This window comes from Nitrosospira briensis (assembly GCF_900115125.1).
Lineage (GTDB): Bacteria > Pseudomonadota > Gammaproteobacteria > Burkholderiales > Nitrosomonadaceae > Nitrosospira > Nitrosospira briensis_A.
Genome location: NZ_FOVJ01000001.1, coordinates 391,695 through 412,239, shown reverse-complemented (window position 1 = coordinate 412,239; position 20,545 = coordinate 391,695). Strand labels below are relative to the sequence as shown.

Here is a 20,545-nt window from a genome sequence, read left to right as displayed (position 1 = left end):
GGGGAGGGTCGAACGACGCCCACCTATAGTCTTGCTCTGTTTGGAAAAGCCGTCCGTTCGCTGCCTCACATAAAACAAGGCGTCCGGACTGTAGTCAGGTTAATTCTGCACTCATCCTGCACCCTGCTGGCAGGTAACACAATTTGACAAGGTAATCTACATCTTCTCCCACATCACGTCACAACGTTTTTTTTCCGCGGCGGTGAGCAATTCGATTATTGGCAGTGCGCGATGGGCAAGGCTCACCGCTTGATCGGCGGGCTCATTGCCTTCAGCAACGACGTCCGGCTCCTGCGCCCTCGGCGTTTCTTGCTCAACGCCGCGTTTCAAGCGCTCCAGCGCAGCCGGGACATCCTCGGCCAGTATGGCGCCGGGCACAGTCCCGCTATGCCCCATCATCTTTAATAGCCGCTGCGCGACATCGCCGAACATGGTTATGTCGGCATAAGCATCGCTCTTGAATGTTATCAGCATAAAAATCCCATAAGGGTATCCTACGACGCAACCCTGTGCTGGTTGCGTGGCATTTTACGCGTTGTATTGATCAGCACAAAGCCGGTCGTGTATTCACATCAGGGTACGCCGTCTGCATACAACCATACCAAGGACAAACAGCCCCCCGATGAACATAACTGCAATTCCAGGCTCTGGCACGGCGCTTGCGAAAGCTCCTCCCAAAATGGCATGAGCCCGAGTTGTTGGATGAACGTCATCCCAGTAAAGATGACCATCCGGATTGCCGCACGAAACATCAAAGGGAAGCGAAATACAGGGACCCGTTACATTGGGTAACATATAGTCCCCAGGATTCTGAATAACATTATTTACGAAAGAATAGGTATCGAATCGAAAAATATCTGTTGTGGGAAAACTTGAACTGGTATTCCCCAACTGTGTGGCCAGCTCGTTATTAAAAACAATCGTATAATCTCGAGCTTGAGCTTCCTCACCCTCCGCTCTGGCGAGCGGGGTGTGGCCCAGGTTCGCGAGATTCGGAACCAGGATGTGCCTTGCACCTGCCGCCGCCAACATATTTACATAGCTCCCAATATTTTGGGCCGCCGAGATGGGAGAATCATGCGTTAAATAGTCATTTGCCCCCCCCCATACAAGGTACAAACCGTTGGGATCGGCGTTTCCCCCGGAATCACTGATGTAGCGATCCACCTCTTGTTTCATACCCGGCAGCCCCAAATCCCCTTTATCAGTTGCGCTGCCTCCTATATCACCGCTATTTCCTATCCCGGATGTGGCACCGCCCACGGCATAACTGCGGAAATTCGTGGTAGTTACACCTCCGGGGAACAGAGATTCCGCGAGATATTCAGAGGCAACAGGTCCGTTGGAGAGGCGGCCATCATCATAGGGCGGGCAGAAATGAAGAGGATCACAGTTGTTATTCAGAATCTTGTAAATGCTCATCACTGAGGAAGGGCTGTCTCCCGCATCCGAAAGACTGTCTCCGAACGTATACAAACTGCTGAAAGCCGGAGCCGCCCAGACATTTCCCCCGGTCAACACCAAAACAGAAAGCGCGGCAAATGTAATTCGTATTCTCATGATCAACCTCCTCCCAGCGAGTTGTGGCTTGATGGAACCGGGCCCGACAATAGAATCCGCTTCGCTCCGCTGCCCGCTCATCCTCATGACGTTTTGCTCACGAGCGGGAATCAATCGCGGTCCCGTATCAGAAACCCGATCAGAATACCAACCCCAATGGCTAGCCCTACGGTACGCCACGCGTTTTCATGCACATATTCATCTGTTACCCTGGCCGCCACTCTGGATTTATCTACGACGGAGCCTTCCACATCATGCAAATAATCCTTGGCGAGCTTCAAATTGCGGTCGAGCTTGTCGCGCAGGGCCTGAGCCTTTCCGCCGCTTTCATTGCTTACAAATTTCATCAATTCTTCGGTATCGGCGATAACCGACTGAAAGTCGTTGACGAGCTTCTCTTTGGTTTCCCGGGCATTCCTGGCCATTACAATCCTCCATATAAAATTAACATCGTTTTCTATTTATATTCCGCAACTCGCTGCTTAATCTGTATACGAACCGGACGCTTTCATAACAGGAAAACACTCTGTATACTCGTTATGCTCTCGCGGTGACGCTCGTGCAGCAATCCCCTCCACTCGCGCGGCTTCGTTACCTCTTCCAGAACCTTTGTACCTCCTTTTCGTCCCCTCCGTCTGTCGGTCACCGCACATACGGCTTTCTGATTTTGATGTAAAGTCAAACCGTGTCGTGCGTCTCCAATTGTAAACATTATGCCCCGCCGTACTGGAATACGAACCATTACTATTTTTGCACCTGGCAGCAGCCCATGATTATCGAGACCAGCAAATAACGAGGAATGTAAATGTCATATATTCTTACCCCCGGGCTTCATACCCCCAAGCAAAACCTGTTTTTGGCTGCTCTTCCCGAAAAAGATTACGAGCGGCTGCAATCCTGCCTTGAACTTGTATCCCTGGCCAAAGGATGGGCCGTTTACGAAAATGGTGGTGAATTGGATCTTGTTTATTTTCCCACTACCAGTATCATTTCCCTGATCACCCTTACCGATAAGGGAGAGCCTATCAAGATTGCCGCTATCGGCAATGAAGGTGTATTCGGCATTTCCATGCTTATGGGGCGAAAAATCACTCCAACCCGGGCAGTGGTTCAGAATGCCGGTTTCGGTTATCGCCTCAAGGCTGCCAATCTGCGGAGAGAGTTCGAACTCGGCAGCCCGTTGCGCTACTTGCTTCAGCGGTATACCCAGAGCCTTTCGGCCCGGATCGCCCAAACCCTGATGCCGGGCATTCGCCCGGCTCATTCCGCTCATCCCGCCATCAGGTCCAGCATGCCGTTAAGCAGTTCACCTGCTCCTTTGGCTTGAATGGCATAGAGGCATTCTCATTCATGGAGGCTGCTGGTCTTGCAGCCTTGACTCAAGCTGCGCTCGACGCCTGCAGAATTCTGGCGTCACGCCAGCCCGGTCTCATTAATACAACCCGATAAGCAATCCTCGCGGCCTTCTTCGAGTAGCAACAACTGCTGCCCTTACAACCGCAAATGCACTCAGGCGGGAGAACGGCCCAGCTGGACTTTGACTGTATGCGGCGACCGGTCGTCGACAAGAACAATAGCCAGGTCGGGCTGGCCAACGCCATCGATTGTGAGGCTCTCGTTACCCATAGCGCTAACCGTCTGTGTCACCGTAATGTCATAGATCGTTTCCACATAACGGTATTTCACCGTGAATGTATCCCATTTCGCAGGCAGGCAAGGGTTAAAGCACAGCCGGTTCCCCTCCAGTGTAAGACCGAGCAGCGTCTCCAGCATCAAACGGTACAGCCAACTCGCGGAACCCGTATACCACGACCATCCGCCGCGGCCCGTATGCGGGGGAACCGCATAAACATCGGCGGCAACCACATAGGGTTCCGCCTTGTAGACAGATACCATCTCCGGTGATTTCCCGTGGTTTACCGGGTTGATCATCTCCAGCAGTTCCCAGGCACGCTCATGATCTTTCAGCACCGCGAAAGCCATGGTCGCCCAGATCGCGGCATGTGTGTATTGCCCCCCGTTCTCGCGTACGCCCGGCACATAACCTTTTATATAACCCGGGTTCAAGTGAGACTGATCAAAAGGGGGATCAAGAAGTTGAATGAGACGCGCGTCCCGACGGACCAGATGCTTATTTACGGCTTCCATCGCCTGCCGTTGACGCCCCCCCGAGCCTCCGCCGGACAAGACCGACCAGCTCTGCGCAATTGAGTCGGTCCGGCATTCAGGATTACTGTGGGAACCAAGAGGAGTACCGTCATCAAAGTAGGCGCGGAGATACCATTTTCCATCCCAGCCATGCTGTTCGATATTCTGGCGTAGAAGATCGGCTTCCTTTTTGCAACGACCGGCAAACGCCATATCCCCATACCGTTCGGAAAGTTCCGAAAACTGGATAAGGATGTCATACAGGAAGAAGGCCAGCCAGACGCTCTCGCCACGTCCGTGAAAACCCACGAGGTTCATTCCGTCGTTCCAGTCGCCGGTGCCCATCAACGGAAGACCGTGTTCGCCGAATCGCAGGCCATGCTCGATGGCACGTACGCAATGCTGATAAAAGGTCGCGGCCTGTTCAGAACGGACTGGCAGATCGTAGTATGACTCCTCATCGGGGGACACCTGCCGTCCTTCCAGAAATGAAACGTGTTCATCCAGCACGCCGATGTCGCCGGTGGTAACAACGTACCGGCAGGCTACCAGAGGCAACCACAGATAATCATCGGAGCAGCGCGTACGGACGCCGCGGCCGCCCGGTGGATGCCACCAATGCTGGACATCTCCTTCGATGAACTGGCGCGCCGCCGCCCGGAGCAGATGCTCGCGGACAAGAGCGGGTTCGGCGTGAACCAGCGACATCACATCCTGCAGCTGATCGCGGAATCCGAAAGCTCCCCCTGATTGATAATAGCCGCTCCGCCCCCACAAACGGCATGCCATCACCTGATATAACAGCCAGCCGTTGACCATTACGTTTACGGATGGATCCGGCGTTTCGACCTGTACAGTGCCGAGCGTCCGGAGCCAGTAGTTGCGCACTTTTTGCAGTGCCTCATGCGCGACCCCGGCTCCGCGGAAGCGCCGAGCGATCTGGAGGGCGTCATCAGCATGAAGCCCGGCGCCCAGGCGAAACGTGACCTGCCGCATTTCCCCCTCCAGCAACTCGAACGGAACACGGATAGCCCCACAGGGATCAAGCCCCGCACCCACTTGGCCCGAGAGATCCTTCGCAGCCATCGCGGCAGGATTCTTCAATCTGCCATTGCGGCCGATAAATTCGGTTCGGTCTCCTGTGATACTGCGCGTTTCATCGTCTACATCAAAAAAAGCAACACGGCTGGAAAACTCGTTGTTATAAGGATTGTGCGCAAACAGAATTCCGCTTTCGGGTTCTATCTCCGTTACGACATGCATTCTGCTCTTCGCCGGCAGGTCACCCAGTACCCATTCCATACAACCTGTTGCCGAAAGCTTCCGGGGTCGTCCGGATTCGTTACGCACTTTCAGTACCGCAAACTTCACGGGAGCGTCCAGGGCGACATAGACCTCGAGTTCTGAATGAATGCCGCTCTCGGTGTGTTCAAAAATACTGTAACCAAATCCATGCCGGGTAACATATGGCGCCGCTCCCGGCTTTGGCAGAGGCGTCGGGGACCAGAAATCACCGGTTTCTTCATCCCGCAAGTAATAAGCCTCGCCACTCGAGTCGCAAACAGGATCGTTATCCCACGGCGTCAACCGATACTCGTGGGCGTTTTCATACCAGGTGTAAGCTTGGCCGCTCTCCGAGATAATAGTCCCGAATTCAGGGTTTGCCAGGATGTTCGACCAAGGCACGGGCGTTGCCTGATTCTGCCCCGTCGTTATGACATACTCGCGCGCATCAGGGGTGAATCCGCCAAGCCCGTTGTCGAAGAGCAGTTCGCGGCGGGGCAACGTGACAGGCTCATAAGGTTCCAGAGCCCGGATCGGCGTCAGCATGGCTTGGGGACGCGGCAACTCTACGGGAAGGCGCCGCGCCAGCTGTTCCACCAGATTCCCGTTGCTGTCGAGTATGATCACGCGCGCAACGGTTTGCATCAGAATCCGGTCTTCCGGAGCAATCTGCTCTGCGCGCCGGATAAAAATGCCACCGGGACGATCAAGCACATGTGCCTCCGCACTGCCCGCGATCAAACCCATGATGTGCTCGTGCAGCAGTTGCCGATAACTGGAGTGGTCCTCATTCCAGATTACCAGATCGACCGCCAATCCCTTCACGCGCCAGTAGGAATGGGCCTGCACCAACTGCCGCACCAGATTGATATTGGCGACGTTGCTGATCTGCAACAGCACAATTGGCAGGTCACCGGAGATGGCGTACCCCCACAGGCCGGACTGCCCACGCTGGTTCTTGACGAGTATGGAATCGTCCGCACGCAAATAGGAATTCGCGTACAGCACCGAGCCAGCCAGCCGGCCGAACAATTGCGCATCAGTTTCAGTCGCGTTGAGCTGATGCAGCACAACGAGACTATGAGTCCATGCGAGATCAAAGACACGATTCGTCAAGTGCTGATCCTGGTACTTATCAACCAGATGCATGGCTGCGTGACGCGAATCTCCTGCCCCGGTAACGATATCTATCGTCGCGGACTCTCCCGGTTCGATGGTTACGCATTTCCGGATCGCTACTATCGGGTCGAGAACCGATCCCGCGCCGCCGGAAAGCGGTGCCGCATCCATCATTGCCTGTGGCGCGGACACATCATTTCCCCGCCCGATGAAAGCCATGCGGTCGGTCTCGTAGGAGACCGTGTCCGTGGCAACGCCGTGCGCCATCATCAGGTGAAACATCCAAGGCACCGCATCGCTCTGCGAGCGCGGCCGCCTGCTGCACAGGATCGCATGACGGTCGGGCAGGATTTCCGTCTGCACAAAAAGGTTTCCGAAAGCGGGCGCCTGTGCATCTGCCGCCGGGGGTGCGAGCACAATCTCGGCATACGAAGTGATTTCGATTGTCCGGGTTGTCCATGCACGGTTGGTGATACGGATCCGGCGTAACTCGATGTCATCTTCGGGCGATACCGTAATCTCGGTATGGGTATCAAAATCAAGATCCCGCCTGCGAAATTCGACTCGTCCTTCTGAAAAGACAACGCCATAACGCTTGGGCTCTTTTAGTGTGGGCTGGTACGTGTTCGACCAGAATTCTCCACTTGCCACGTCGCGCAGATAACAGAAACTGCCCCAGTAATCGCACGTACTGTCTTCCCGCCAACGGGTCACGGCGAGGTCCTTCCAGCGACTGCTTCCCCCTCCGCTATTGGTTACCATTACGTGATACCGGCCGTTTGACAGAAGCTGTACCTCGGGAATCGGTGTATTCGCACTCGAGAGCACCCGCATCGGCATGTCCGGAAGCTCCTTGATCACCCGCACATCCGGGAGTTCGGCGGCTTGCGAGCGGAAAACGGTAGCCTTCGGAACGCGTTCCTGAAGCAGCAGCATGGTTGCCTGAAACAGGGGCTCGGACTCGAATCGGCGTTGCATTGGACGATCGAGCAACAGGTACGCCAGCGAAAGCAGGCTCATGCCTTGATGATGGGCCATGTACGATCGCACAATAGCGCGTGATTCACCTCGCCGGAGCCGCGAGGGCGTATAATCCGCAGCTTCGTAAAAACCGTACTTGCCGGCCATATCTTCGGCTGCCATTTGCTGAAGGTTGCGGCACGCGGCCTCGGGCTCAACCATGAGCGCCAGCACGGAGGCATAGGGTGCGATGACCAGGTCTTCCCCCAGTCCTCGCTTGAGTCCCAGACCGGGAACGCCGAACGCGCGATACTGGTAGTTGAATTGAGCGTCGACAGCGTTGTAGCCGGACTCTGAAACCCCCCAGGGGACACCGCGTTCCTCGCCATAGGCGATTTGCCGTCTTACCGCCCCCTTGCACGTCTGGTCGAGGAGCGTGTTATCGAAGGTCGGCATTACCAGCAGCGGCATGAGATACTCGAACATCGAACCGCTCCAGGACAGCAGCGTAGCTTCCCCGCCGTAGGTGGTAAGGATGCGTCCGAGAGCAAACCAACTTTCCTGGGGCAATTGTCCTTGCGCAATCGCGACAAAATTGCAGAGTCTCGCCTCGGATGCGAGCAGGTCGTAGTAGCTGCCGTCCAGCCGATGCTCACCCGCGTTGTATCCGATTGCCAATTGCCGCTGCGCATGGCTGAACAGGAAGCCGTATTCCATCTGCGCCATTTCCGCAGCCTGAAGCGCCAGTCGTTCGAGGGTAGCCAGCCACTCTCCGGCTACCCCGCTACCCTCATCGGCAAGTTGGCGGAGGGAAGGGATTGCAATAATGCCGGTTTTCCCCGTTTCGTCTGCCAAAGCTGTCGACCGGGATTGGGGGGCGAGGCTGTTCAGTTCGGCGAGCGCCTCTTCACATTGCTTGTTCAATGTTTTTGCCCATTCCTGCGCGTCCTTTGAGGCGGAGGACTGGGAAGCCGGCTCTTCGACAATCTCGCGCACAATTTCTTTGGAACAGCCAGCCAGCCATTCGAGATCGGTTCTCGCGCTCGCGACTGTTATTGGGGTGGTATCTGCCGCAACGGCAAGCGCCATTCCAAGTTGCGCCAGAGAAGAATTGGGAGTGGTAGTTCCAGCGCTTTTTTCCAGAATCCGCAAAGTATCGGCCAGCGCCAGAAATAATTGTTCGCTGATAACAGGCGCGTCCGATATCTCCAACAGAGCTGCGCGCAGCGTCAGGAGGTGACCGCCAAGATTACCGCTATCCACGGTGGAAACATAGCGCGTCAATGGCGTTTTTGTTTGAGTATCATACCAATTGTAAAAATGCCCGGCATGCCGTTCCAGCGTTTCCATCGACTGCAGCATTTTTTCCGTGCGCTCGATGAGCTGGCCCACACCGATATAGCCGAAGTCGTAGGCGGCAACATTGGCAAGCAGTCCCAGTCCCATATTGGTCGGCGAGGTTCGGTGTGCAACAGTTGGGACCGGATGCTCCTGAAAGTTATCGGGCGGCAGCCAATGATCTTCCGGGCCGACATATGTCTCGAAGAAAAACCAAGTCCTGCGCGCAACCTGACGCAGGAAGTGTATCTGCCCAATGGTCAGCTCCGAACTGCGCGGAGGAAACGGCACGCTTGCCCACCATGCGATGACTGGAGACCCCGCCCACAACAGTAGTACGGGCAAGGCGGCTATCAGCGAATAGGGTGCGGTGCTTACCATCCCGGCCGTTGCGAGCGCGACGCTTACGGGTGCTATCCACATTGACCGGAAGGAGGAACCAAGGCCCCTATATCCTTCCACAACTGCAGGTCCGGACTCGCCCTCTGCATAGTGAGAAGGGCTCCATTCGAGAAGCCCGCGATGTGTTACGAAAAGCCGTACATGAGTGCGCACTATCGCATCAAGGCTGAAATAAGCCTCATATGGGAGGCAGGCCAGCGTGAACAATATCTGCGCGAAATACCGGCCAGCGCCGCGCGTGGTGGTGGTAATGTGCGGTCGCCACGCAACTTCGCGTGGCTTCTTCAACAGATCGGAGATGACATTTACCCCGACGGGAATAACGAGTGCGGCTATCACGACCAGTGTCCAGAACCATGCATGGGCCAAAGCCAGCCATCCCAGTAACAGGAGCAGCATCATCGCAACCGGCACAAGGCTGCGCCGGAGATTGTCCAGCAGTTTCCATCTCGACAATGCCGATAGCGGGTTCGGATGATAGCTTTCCAGAGCTCCCGGTACGCGCCATAACAACCAGCTCGCGAGTTGCCAATCTCCCCGGATCCATCGGTGGCGGCGAGCGACGTCTGCGCTGTAGCGGGACGGGAATCCCTCATACAGTTGCACGTCGCTTAATAGACCTGCCCGGGCATAGCAACCTTCCAGAAGGTCGTGGCTCAGAATCCGATTTTCCGGGAAGCGGCGGCAAACGGCTTGTTCGAACGCATCGACGTCGTAAATGCCCTTTCCGACAAACGAGCCCTCATAAAACAGATCCTGATAAACGTCCGAGACAATCCGGGTGTACGGATCAATCCCGGCCTCGCCGCCAAAAAGCCATGCAAATCTTGACCGGTTCGTGCTCGACAGGCTCACCGCGACCCTGGGCTGCAAAATTCCATAGCCTTTGGTCACCACCTCGGCGTCTCCATCTGCGCGAACCCTGCCGAGCCTCGGGCGATTCAAGGGATGAGCCATCGCACCTACGAATTGATGTGCAGTCTCGCGCGGCAATTGGGTGTCGGTGTCGAGCGTGATGACATACTTCACACTGGACAGCAAAGCTGTATTACCCACGATCAGGGAAAATGCGTCACCCCCGCCCCCCCGTAGAAGTGAGTTTAAATCGGCAAGCTTTCCCCGTTTGCGCTCATGACCCATCCAGAGGCGCTCCTGTCCATTCCATCGGCGCGGGCGGTGAAAAAGAAAAAATGGCCCGTTCTTGGGGATTACCGCATGTTCCGGCCCGCCAGCTCCGTCATTGCGGGTTGCAGCGGCATATTTCCTATTCAGCTCTTCAATGCCGGCTTGAGCGAGCTTCAGCAAGGGTTCGTCCTCGGGCAGCGTTTCCTGATCCGCGTCCCTGAAATCAGTCAATAAACCGAAATCAAGACTGTCGTCGCGATTGGCTAAAAACCGGACTTCAAGTGCTTCAATGAGGTTCAAGGCCTCCGCCTCGTTCGTCAGCATCGTCGGAACCACTACCAACGTCTGGAACGTCGAAGGTATGCCAGCGGAAAAATCCATTCGCGGCAGCGAGTGAGGCCGCACCAGAAAAGGGGTCACCCAATTGACCAGCGTAATGGCAAGTTGACTCATTGCAAACAGTGACAATATGCCCACTGCCCCTAACAACCAACCACTTGCACCGTCCGAATAGGCCTCTAACACCAGGAGGCCGGTCAGACTCAGCGTAATCAATGCGATCGCGCCGAGATAGCAAAAAAGCGGATACTGGCGTCCCGCCCGCCAAAACTTCTCCCGCAATGAGACGCCCACCTGCGCGGCCTCCTCGAGCTCCGTCACGCCTTGGTCAATCAGGTAAAAACCGACATGCTTGCTGACGGTGTCATTCCCATTCGGCTCTGCTTGACGCGCCAGCCGTAGCGCCAGCCGCGCCACCTCCACTTCCGACATCGGACTTGCCTTGGCCAGCCGTTCCACCGCATGCCGGTAACGGTCCCGGCTGGCAAAATCCATCCTGCCATAGACCCCGTCCGGGTCCTCTCGCAATGTTTGCTCGACAAGACTTGTCGTTTCGACAAATTCGCGCCAGTCAATGCCGCCGAGCTTGCGCAGGCTATTGATACTGTTGGATACGGAAACCTGATCTGCCGCCTGTTGCTGGTTTCCCAGCTGTACCATCTGATCGATGGTCTGGTTCGACTCTGCCAGCCTCTGCTCGATCCAGGTCAATGGCAGTGCTAGCCAGGGGCCCTGTCCCTGCAGTCGGCGTGCGAGTTCGGAAATGAAAGGTGTTGTCATCGGCGGGTCCGACCGCGCCATGTCAGCAATGACTAGAACCAGACTCTTGGGATCTTTTTCGGCAACACTCGTAATCTCGTCCGCCCAGGCAGCGGCAAGATTCCGGTCTATTCTGCCGGCTGCGACATGTACCCCGACACGACGGAGATTTTCGATCAATGCCAGGCGCAGCATAATCGGAATCGCCCATAACTCGCCCAGCTGCAGGTTGGCTACCGCCTGATACGCGGCAACAAAACGCATGAGACTCTCCGTATCGACCCTTCCGTCGCCATGCGAAATCGCCTGCAGCGCAATGTCATAGACGCGCGGAAGATTTGCGGAGGTTCCGTTTGCAAGGAGAGGCAGTTCTCTGCTATAGCTTTTGGGAAGATGACGCCGGGCGGTGCGGATTTGCTCTTCTATCAAATAGAAATTGTCATAAAGCCATTCACCCGCCGGGGTCAGGAGTTGGTCCGCCGTGACTGCTTCGGTCAGCACATTGGCGATATCGAATAATGTTTTTTCGTTATCGTCCAGCCGTGCCAGGAGCTGATCCGTACCCCGGGTTGAGGACACCTCGTGAGACGCCGCAAGAATTCCCCCGTACAACTCCATCTGATCGGCGCTGAATAGTTCAGAGCGCAACGGCAGTTCTTCACTAATCGGAGTTGGCGGCTTTCTGATTTTCCTGAGCCGGGCCGTAAAGGGAAGCAAAAGCTCGGAAACGGTTGTGCCTCTAGCTTTCAATCTGGATATTCTCCCGGACACACCCATCAGGCAGTGCAATCAAAATACTGGTCTTCTTTGATGGGCATGAGGCTTCACATGTAGTAGTCTCATCTCGATTTCGCGATAATCGTAAACCCCTCCTCCTGCACAGCTTTCAGCATAATGCAGAAAGATAAATGGTTTAACAGAAAAAGGAAGAAGGTCTGCGGATATCGAAGCTCCTTCTCAAGCACACGCTTCCGCGCTACGAGCGACTTACCGTAATAGCGCCTTCTGGCACCTGTTATCTGATGTGCATGAAACGTCCCCAGATTTCATGCCAATGTATCTTCGCATGGCCTACTTTATGAGATGTCGGCGTGGGCGATTCTTGAGTTATGCTGGCGCGCGAGCACTTAGCGTGCGATTGTGATTTTGTCCGGCAAATATACCATTATTGCATGTTAAAACCCGGCTCATCAGTGGTATGTACGCTAGCGCACCAAATGCCCGCACGTAAAATGGAATACTCGGCAAAAAGCTCCACTTGACAGAATTGCCTCTCAAGATAAATGCTATCATAAGTTTGGATGGAAACGCGGGGGTGGAAGGAAACAAGAGTCACTTGGATCTTCAGGTTTCATTTCATTGCGCCTGGCTGCGCTTACTTTTTACAGACCTCTGTAACGGATGCTAAGTTCTCCCCCACATCAGCCCGATCAGAACCATCTCCTCGCCGCGCTGCCGGCGATTGAACTTGAACGTTTAAAACCGCACCTGGAACTGATGCATATGCCTCTCGGTGACGTTCTTTGCGAGTCTGGCGGACGCCTTCCCTATGTCTATTTTCCAACTTCCACCATTATTTCCCTCCATTACATCCTCGAAAACGGCGCCTCATCCGAAATTGCGGGCGTAGGCAATGAAGGCATGCTCGGAATTTCATTGTTCATGGGAGGCGAAAGCACGCCGAGTTGGGCGACAGTGCAAACCGCAGGCTACGGTTATCGAATGAAGGCCGCGCTTCTGCTGCAAGAGTTTAATCAGGGCGGGCCAGTATAGCGCCTGTTGTTGCGTTACACCCAGGCGCTTATTACGCAGATTTCCCAGACCGCGGTATGCAACAGACATCATACGATCGAACAGCAACTGTGCCGGTGGCTGTTGCTTACACTCGACCGGTTGAATTCGGAGGAACTGGTGATGACACAGGAGTTGATTGCCAGCATGCTTGGCGTGCGCCGCGAAGGCATAACGGAGGCTGCCGGAAAATTGCAACAAGCTGGAATCATTCGCTACCGCCGCGGCCACATTACAGTACTAGACCAGATCGGACTGAAAGCGCACGTTTGCGAGTGTTATGATGTTGTCAAGAAGGAATTTGACCGTTTGTTTCGCGACGTGCGGAAGTACTAGGATACGAGCCGCGCCTTCATGCGACGTTTATCCGGTTTAACTCGACGCGGCCGCCGGACTGGATTTGACCATTCATTTCAAGTTTCACCTCGGCAATCGACCTTCATCCCCTGAAGCACTCCCCTTCCCTGCTGTTCCAGTCGCACCTTATTCACGTTCCAATGTGCGATGACGTACTGAACAGCTCCATCAGCGAAAGTATTATTCAACGTAAATCCGGCAGTTGACCGCTTGTTTTTCAACTTAGCGTGTGATCCACCAAGACTTTTTGTATCCCTTGGCCTTCCTTTTTGGTGAGTTCGCTACGGGGCGGATTGAACACTTCACCCGTCCAACTACCAAATTTAGCTCCAAAACTCATTCGAAGTAATTTTTCATTTCAAGTTTCGAACTGGAAATCCTTTCACCCATGAGACGTCGCACAAAAAGAATCTTGTCTATCTCAAGCATCGTATTTGTGCTGCTTGTCACGATATTCATTGTCTGGTTCGACTGGAATATGATAAAGCCATACGTGGAACGCCAGGTCACCGAAAAGACCGGGCGCGAATTCGTGATTCGAGACCTGGATGTCAGGTTATCGCTCAACCCATTGATCAGCGCGGAAGGAATCTCGCTCGCCAACGCCGAATGGGGAACCGAACAGCCCATGCTCGATGTCGATAAGGTCGCGTTCAGGATCAGCCTTTGGGATCTGCTCCTGGGAGACGTGGTATTGCCTGAAGTATCCGTAGCCCGGTCGAAGATCATCCTCGAAAAAAGTGCCGACGGGAAGCGTAACTGGGATTTGAAAAAAGAGGAGGAAAAGGAAGCGGAATTGCCAGAAATCGGCAAGCTCACCCTGGAGGAGGGGCAGCTCACCTATCGCGACCCCAAGACCGAAACTGATGTTATAGCGCGCATATTTACGGATCCCGCGGCCGATGCACGGGAAATGCCGCTTGATGTAAAGGCAGAAGGCAAGTTTACGGGCCTGAAGTTCAAAGCCCAAGCCCAGGGTGGCAAAATAATGTCTCTCGCGGACAAGACACTTCCCTATCCCATCAAGGCGAGCGCCGACGTAGGAACAACCCATGCCGAGGTTGATGGCACCATTACCGGCCTGGAAAAATTAGCCAAAATGGACTTGAAGCTGAACGTGCAGGGTGAAGATTTGTCTGCGCTCTACCCGATAACGGGAATCGTATTTTTCCCCTCACCGCCATATCAGATATCAGGAAGGGTTGAGCACCAGAAGACCGAATGGTCGATGAAAGGATTTTCGGGGCAGGTGGGCAAAAGCGATCTCGGCGGCGATCTGCTTTTTGATACGGGAGGCGAACGCCCGATCTTGCGTGGGGACGTGGTCTCCAAGGTTCTCGACCTGAATGACTTGCAGGGTTTTATCGGCGCCAGAAAGGCGCCGCAACCGCAGGATACGCCTGCGGAGAAGGAGAAAAAGAAGGCGTCGATCGAGGCGCAGAAAGATCGCATCCTACCCGATCAGGAGTTCAAAGTGGACCGGTTGCAGGCGATGGACGCGGATATCAAGTTTACGGGCGAGTCGATACGCAACAAGGATCTGCCCGTCGAACACCTGGTCACTCACTTAAAAATAGACAATGGCTTGCTGGCCATTGATCCAGCTAATTTCTCGGTGGCAGGCGGTAATATCATTGCCAACGTCACGATAAATGCGCGCGAGGAAACCCCTTCCGGGGAAGCCAAGGTCGATTTCAAGAGGATGCAATTGCCGAAGCTTTTCCCCAAGGTCGAGCTCACCCACGGCAGTACCGGTGTAATCGGTGGCACAGCAAAGATAAAGAGTCATGGAAAATCGGTGGGATCGCTTCTGGGTTCCGCTGACGGCCGCTTGGGATTGATCATGTCTGGCGGTCAAATCAGTAATCTGATGCTAGAGGTCGTAGGACTTGACGGAGGCGAAATCATGAAGTTCCTGGTGACCGGGGACAAAAACGTCAAGGTCCGTTGTGGGGTCGTCGATTTCGGCATCAAGAAAGGCATAATGACCACCGAAACCTTCATCATCGATACAGCAGATACAAACATTATCGGCGAAGGTCAGATAAGTCTGGTTGATGAAACCATCGAGATGAAAGTTTCCCCGCAGCCCAAAGACTTCAGTATCGTGAGCCTTCGTACACCCGTCCATATTGGCGGCACTTTCAAGGAGCCAACGGTATATCCGGACAAAATGCTGGCTATACGCGTCGGCGCTGCGGTCGTGCTGGGCATTTTCGCCACGCCGGTCGCTGCGCTGATACCCCTGATTGAGACTGGCCCCGGGGAGGATAACGATTGCAAGGCGCTCATTGCCTCAACGAAGCAGCCTCTGCCGCAGCATTCGCAGGGATCAAAAAAGAAAGATGGACCCAAGAAACATTAAGTATTTTGATCGGCCGGGCTGATCTGCCCGACCCCTTGAGGGCGGCTTGCCCCGCCCAGTTTCTCTCTTATGTGTGTAAACGCACGGATCGAGCCGCTACAATCATTATATGTTAGCAACATATTCTGATTTCAAACAGGCGGTCCCGATCAGGCGGCAGGAGCGCTTCAGCACCCGTCAGCATTGATCTTCGCAAGCCAGAGTACGTTCCTTACAGTGCGTCTTCCTGATAATTCCACAATCAAAGGCGCATTAGCGGCATGTTTAACATCAACCAGAGGCATTCGTGATGGAAACCACAGAAATTCCTGAACAGCATCAAACGCGGCAACCCGGGTTGGAAACGGAGATGGAGCCCAAGCCTGACTCGACTGCAGAAGAATATAAAGGCAGTGGGAAACTAAAATCCAGGGTAGCGATTATCACGGGCGGCGATAGCGGTATCGGCCGGGCCGTGGCGGTTGCTTTCGCCAAAGAGGGAGCGGACATCGTCATCGCTTATCTCAACGAGCATGGTGATGCAGATGCTACTAAAAGTGAAGTCGAACAATGTGGAAGAAAGTGCCTTCTGATTGCTGGAGACGTAGGAGATGAAAAATTCTGTGCAGAAGTCGCAGCAAAGGCGGTTTCTGCTTTTGGCCGAATCGATATCGTGGTGAACAACGCTGCGGAACAGCACGTTCGGGAAAACATTCTTGATATCGATAATGCGCAGCTTGAAAGAACCTTCCGCACAAATATATTTTCGATGTTCCATATGGTGAAGGCTGCGCTTCCCCATCTGAAAAAAGGAGCGTGCATAATCAACACGACCTCTGTAACCGCCTATAAGGGAAGCCCGCATCTGCTCGATTATTCCGCCACCAAAGGTGCGATCGTGTCCTTTACGCGATCCTTGTCGCTACAGTTGATCGAGCAGGGAATACGCGTTAACGCTGTTGCGCCGGGGCCGATATGGACGCCTTTGATACCCTCCACTTTTTCGCCGGAGAAGGTGGGGAGTTTCGGAAAAGACGTCCCGATGAAACGGCCGGGGCAACCTGACGAGGTTGCGCCCTGCTATGTTTTTCTTGCGTCTCGGGACTCCTCGTATATCGCGGGGCAAGTGCTTCATCCGAATGGTGGCACCATTGTAAATGGCTGATATATGGTTAAGGCCCGCATCGTTCAGCCGGGCTTCCCATTCGTGACATTCGTCGGAGAAGCACCTCAATAGCCGATGAGTTTCAGCACGTCTGTGAAATAAAAAGACGTCCTTTCCTCCCCATAGCATCCGGACAATAACGCGTAGCAGACGAACTGGTCCAATGGCCGCTGTTTGGCCATTTATTCGTTATTTAATCGCCGATAATTCCAACGTCAGTCACAAGGAGGAGAACAAATGAAAGCCGATTTTGCAGCTTCGATTGCCGGAATGTCCTTGTTTGCTCAAATGTCTTTTACTGATATATCCTTTACGAACGGAATGTCCGTAGTGCCGGTGGCCAGCGCGGAATCAACCCAAGGTCAAGCCTATACTGCGAGCAATCCGGAATCGATATTTACGCCCGTAAAATTCTCGCTTGATCTGATCAAGCCAGCGGCTTTTGATACCGACTCTCGCCCGAGGACAGACGGCATTAATCTTTCCGGCGATCATCAGTGGTATCTGCTCATGAAACAGGGGCAATCGGATTTCACGTTCACATGCAGGACAGGCATAGAGTATCCAGTTAAGACCAATACCAAACTGACTTTCGTCGATGCTGCTACCGGCGTGGCGGTCGCGGAAGCTGTTCTCCCTCCGGACAAGGTAGCCAGAAGCTATAAGGTGAGCCTGACGCCAGGGAAGCTGTACCGCGTTGACGTAAAGGACAAGGCAGGATTCACCATTGATTGGGAGCCTCAATTTTCCATGACGCACGTTAGCCAGGAACTGACGAAACCCTCGCCGTTTGCGGATAGTTATGCTGCCTACTTCTATGTTCCCAAAAACACCGGAGTAATAGGAGGATACTGGAAAAATACGGGCGCGCGCCTCATTGATCCGCAAGGAGCCATTGCACTGACGAACACGACAGAGAACACGTACTTCTCATATCCCGTACCGGAGGGAATGGATGGAAAGATATGGAAACTTGAGCAATGCGCCAATAACTGCTATTTGATGACCGTACCTCCCCAGATCGCGCGACACCCGGGAGAACTGCTTTTGCCAAAGGAAGTTGTTAAAGCCGACAAACTGAACTAACACCAGGTGTCCAGCGCGCTCGCTTTTCATGGATGAGATTGCCTATCGCGTATTTTACACCGCGTATATTTTACTCATATCTACCCATCGTAGTTCGGGTTGGGGAACAGGAATAGCGCCAGGTTCAATTTAGGGTCAATGTTCAACTTAGGCTCGTCCGAGCGTCATTATCGGCGTGAAACCGTAGTCCAGACCAAGTCGACAAGGCCGGCTCCATTCATCTTCCCTGCGCATTGTCAGGCTTGAATCCTAACGTTTTCATCGCTGGAACTATCGATTGCTTCGTCGCTTCATAATCCGACCAGGGATCGTTGCCCTTATCCAGACGCTCATGGATATTCAAGGCTGACCAGCGCGCGGCGCTGCCAATCGAATCCAGTTCTTCCCATGCCAGGGGCACTGAAACGCCCAGGCCGGGCCGGGCCCGCACCGACCAGGCCGATACAGTAGTGGCACCAAAGCCATTGCGGAGATAATCAATGAAAATTTTTCCGACGCGATTACGCGGTCCGCTTTTCGCAACGAAACGTTCAGGAATGGTTTCAGCCAGGTGTTGAACAATGGCCTGAGAGAAGCCTTTTACAGTATCCCAGTCACGCAGCCTCCTGATCGGCACAACAACGTGCAAGCCCTTGCCTCCACTGGTTTTCAGAAAAGACTTCAACCCCAGTTCCTTGAGAAATACGCAAACAAGCTGGGCGGACTGCTGGATGAGAGGCCAGTTCACTCCTTCGCCAGGGTCCAGATCGAACGTCATTCTGTCGGGCTTGCCGATGGCGTTTTTTGTGGCATTCCATGTGTGAAACTCGATCACATTCATTTGAGCGGCGGACACCAGGCCCTCAGCAGTGGCAATTTCAAGCAGTGGCTCATGCTCGGGGTCGAGCACCGGGTCAAGCTGGTTCACCGCCGGCATATTCTCTTTTTCCCAATGCTTCTGGAAAAACAGTTGACCTGAGATACCATCCGGTGCGCGCACAAGTGATACTGGCCTTCCTTCAAGATGCTCCAGCATTAGCGGTGCAATCAGCGAGTAGTAGCGTATGAGGTCGATTTTCTTGAATCCAGTGGACGCATCAATCACGCGGTCAGGATTTGTTACTTTCACTGACGATGAAATGGATACCGTTCTCGCCGCTTTTTCCGCAGAAATATGCACCGGTTTCTCCCGAATAATAGATTCCGCTTTCTTATCCGATCGCAAGCCGTGAAAAACCGAATGGCGGATGTGATCGTCCCGCGTCCATTCACCAAAAGAAACTTCAGCCACCAGTACCGGCTCCACCCAATGAGCCTTCTTGTCGATACCACTCTCTTTAACGAAGGGACAGCGGGCAGCAGCAACCTTGTCAAGCTTCGCTTTAAGCTCGCGAAGGGTCTTATCGCTGAATCCGGCGCCTACATTTCCAGCATATTGAAGGTTTTTATCCTCATCATAAACGCCCAGCAGAAGTGAACCTATTCCTGTCCGGGAGCCCTTGGGGTCCGTATAGCCGCCAATTACGAATTCCTGGCGTTGCTTGCATTTCAGCTTTATCCACTCCGAAGAGCGGCGCGCAACATAAACCGAGGTTTTGCGCTTGCCGATAACGCCTTCCAGTCCCAGGCGGCATGCCGATTCAATAATGTCACCCGGCGGCACGTCAAAGATATCGCTGATGCGTATCTGCTCCGGCTGCGGTGTCTCGAAAATTGCTTGCAGCAAACGCCTGCGCTCGATAAGGGGGGTGCTTCTGAAGTCATACCCATCATAGAACAGTACGTCAAACAGGTAATAGATTATGTCTTGAGTCCGGTCGCTATCGAAGGCGTTTTGCAAAGCCTGAAAATCTGGTATGCCTTTTTCATTCAACACCACGATTTCGCCATCGAGCCATCCCGGCTTCAACTTCATCTGTTTGACTGCCTCTACGAGATGAGGCAGTTTGTGCGACCAGTCGTGCCCATTGCGCGTAAAAAGGCGGATTGCTCCACTGTCTACCCTTGTCAACATTCGATAGCCGTCGAATTTGATTTCGTAAATCCAGCCCGCCGAATCATTGGGAGGTCCATCTACGAGGGTAGCAAGCTGAGGCCGCAGCGCATGAGGAAGATCGGCTTCAACTGCGTTTTCCGGCAAAGCCGTTTTCTTTTTCCTGGGTGCCGGCCTCGCCGTGGCCGGCCCGGTGCTGCCCAATTCAGGGGATTTCTGTCTCTCCGGCGGCTCAAGCGTTGCAACGCTCTCCGGCATTTCATCCACTACGCTGTATTCGCTTGAAGAACGAACATGCTCATCTTTTTCTTTGATAAGTAACCACGCCTCCTGCTTTTCTTCTTCCCTGGTTCTCATGCGGACCAATGCCCAGTCGCCTTTCAGCTTATGGCCGCGCAGTTCAAACTTCAGCTTGCCGTCGCGATAACCCTTGCGAGGGTCCTCGAGAGGAATCCAGGTTCCCCTGTCCCAGATGATTACCTTGCCCGCGCCATACTGTCCGGCCGGGATCTCGCCTTCAAAACTGTTGTAGGAAATGGGATGGTCTTCAACATGAACCGCCATGCGCTTGTCATTTGGATCGAAGCTCGGTCCTTTCGGCACGGCCCAGCTCTTCATGGTTCCGTCGAGTTCTAGCCTGAAGTCGTAATGCAAACGGGTGGCCCAGTGCTTCTGGACAACAAATGACAAAGCCTTTTCGTTTGTCTTCTTGCTGCTACCGGCGCCCGAGGGTTCGGATGTTATGGAAAAATTGCGCTTGGCCCGGTAGGCCTTGAGTAAATCGGCTTTTGCCACA

Annotated in this window: 9 protein-coding genes and 1 pseudogene; 5 read left to right on the top strand and 5 right to left on the bottom strand. The window is 54.0% G+C overall.

Features of this window, described 5'->3' with window-relative positions; translation table 11 throughout:
* Positions 1-156 precede the first annotated feature (156 nt).
* The 3 genes from BMZ14_RS01810 to BMZ14_RS01800 form a co-directional block, all read right to left on the bottom strand.
* A complete protein-coding gene (locus BMZ14_RS01810; RefSeq protein WP_074793971.1) occupies positions 157-474 on the bottom strand; it encodes a DUF1840 domain-containing protein in 318 nt (105 codons plus the stop codon).
* 93 nt (positions 475-567) lie between these two features.
* Positions 568-1,560: an SGNH/GDSL hydrolase family protein gene (locus BMZ14_RS01805; RefSeq protein WP_177186888.1), complete on the bottom strand. Its 993-nt coding sequence runs from the start codon at positions 1,558-1,560 to the stop codon at positions 568-570.
* A 110-nt stretch (positions 1,561-1,670) separates the two neighbouring features.
* Positions 1,671-1,985, bottom strand: a complete 315-nt coding sequence (locus tag BMZ14_RS01800; protein WP_074793967.1) for an ElaB/YgaM/YqjD family protein — start codon at positions 1,983-1,985, stop codon at positions 1,671-1,673.
* 380 nt (positions 1,986-2,365) lie between these two features.
* Between BMZ14_RS01800 and BMZ14_RS01795 the strand changes: the two genes are divergently transcribed.
* Positions 2,366-2,887 carry a cyclic nucleotide-binding domain-containing protein gene (locus BMZ14_RS01795; RefSeq protein WP_256208313.1) on the top strand — a complete coding sequence of 174 codons (522 nt, stop codon included), beginning with the start codon at positions 2,366-2,368 and terminating at the stop codon, positions 2,885-2,887.
* Positions 2,888-3,069: 182 nt separating this feature from the next.
* On the opposite strand, the gene BMZ14_RS01790 is transcribed toward BMZ14_RS01795, so the two are convergent.
* Complete coding sequence (locus tag BMZ14_RS01790) at positions 3,070-11,784, bottom strand: glycoside hydrolase family 94 protein (protein ID WP_256208312.1); 8,715 nt, start codon at positions 11,782-11,784, stop codon at positions 3,070-3,072.
* Between the two features lie 651 nt (positions 11,785-12,435).
* On the opposite strand from BMZ14_RS01790, the pseudogene BMZ14_RS01785 reads away from it, so the two are divergent.
* The 4 genes and pseudogenes from BMZ14_RS01785 to BMZ14_RS01770 all read left to right on the top strand — a co-directional run bounded on the left by BMZ14_RS01785 (position 12,436) and on the right by BMZ14_RS01770 (position 17,777).
* Positions 12,436-13,161 (top strand): annotated as a pseudogene (locus BMZ14_RS01785) (Crp/Fnr family transcriptional regulator).
* Between the two features lie 409 nt (positions 13,162-13,570).
* The gene (locus BMZ14_RS01780; RefSeq protein WP_074793962.1) at positions 13,571-15,547 is read left to right on the top strand and encodes an AsmA family protein; all 1,977 of its coding nucleotides are present in this window, start codon (positions 13,571-13,573) and stop codon (positions 15,545-15,547) included.
* Positions 15,548-15,836: 289 nt separating this feature from the next.
* The gene (locus BMZ14_RS01775; protein ID WP_074793960.1) at positions 15,837-16,691 is read left to right on the top strand and encodes an SDR family oxidoreductase; all 855 of its coding nucleotides are present in this window, start codon (positions 15,837-15,839) and stop codon (positions 16,689-16,691) included.
* A gap of 237 nt (positions 16,692-16,928) precedes the next feature.
* A complete protein-coding gene (locus BMZ14_RS01770; RefSeq protein ID WP_074793958.1) occupies positions 16,929-17,777 on the top strand; it encodes a hypothetical protein in 849 nt (282 codons plus the stop codon).
* A gap of 217 nt (positions 17,778-17,994) precedes the next feature.
* Here BMZ14_RS01770 and ligD read toward each other — a convergent pair whose 3' ends face one another.
* On the bottom strand, positions 17,995-20,544 hold the full coding sequence (gene ligD, locus BMZ14_RS01765) for a DNA ligase D (RefSeq protein WP_074793956.1): 2,550 nt from the start codon (positions 20,542-20,544) through the stop codon (positions 17,995-17,997).
* Position 20,545: the final 1 nt, after the last annotated feature.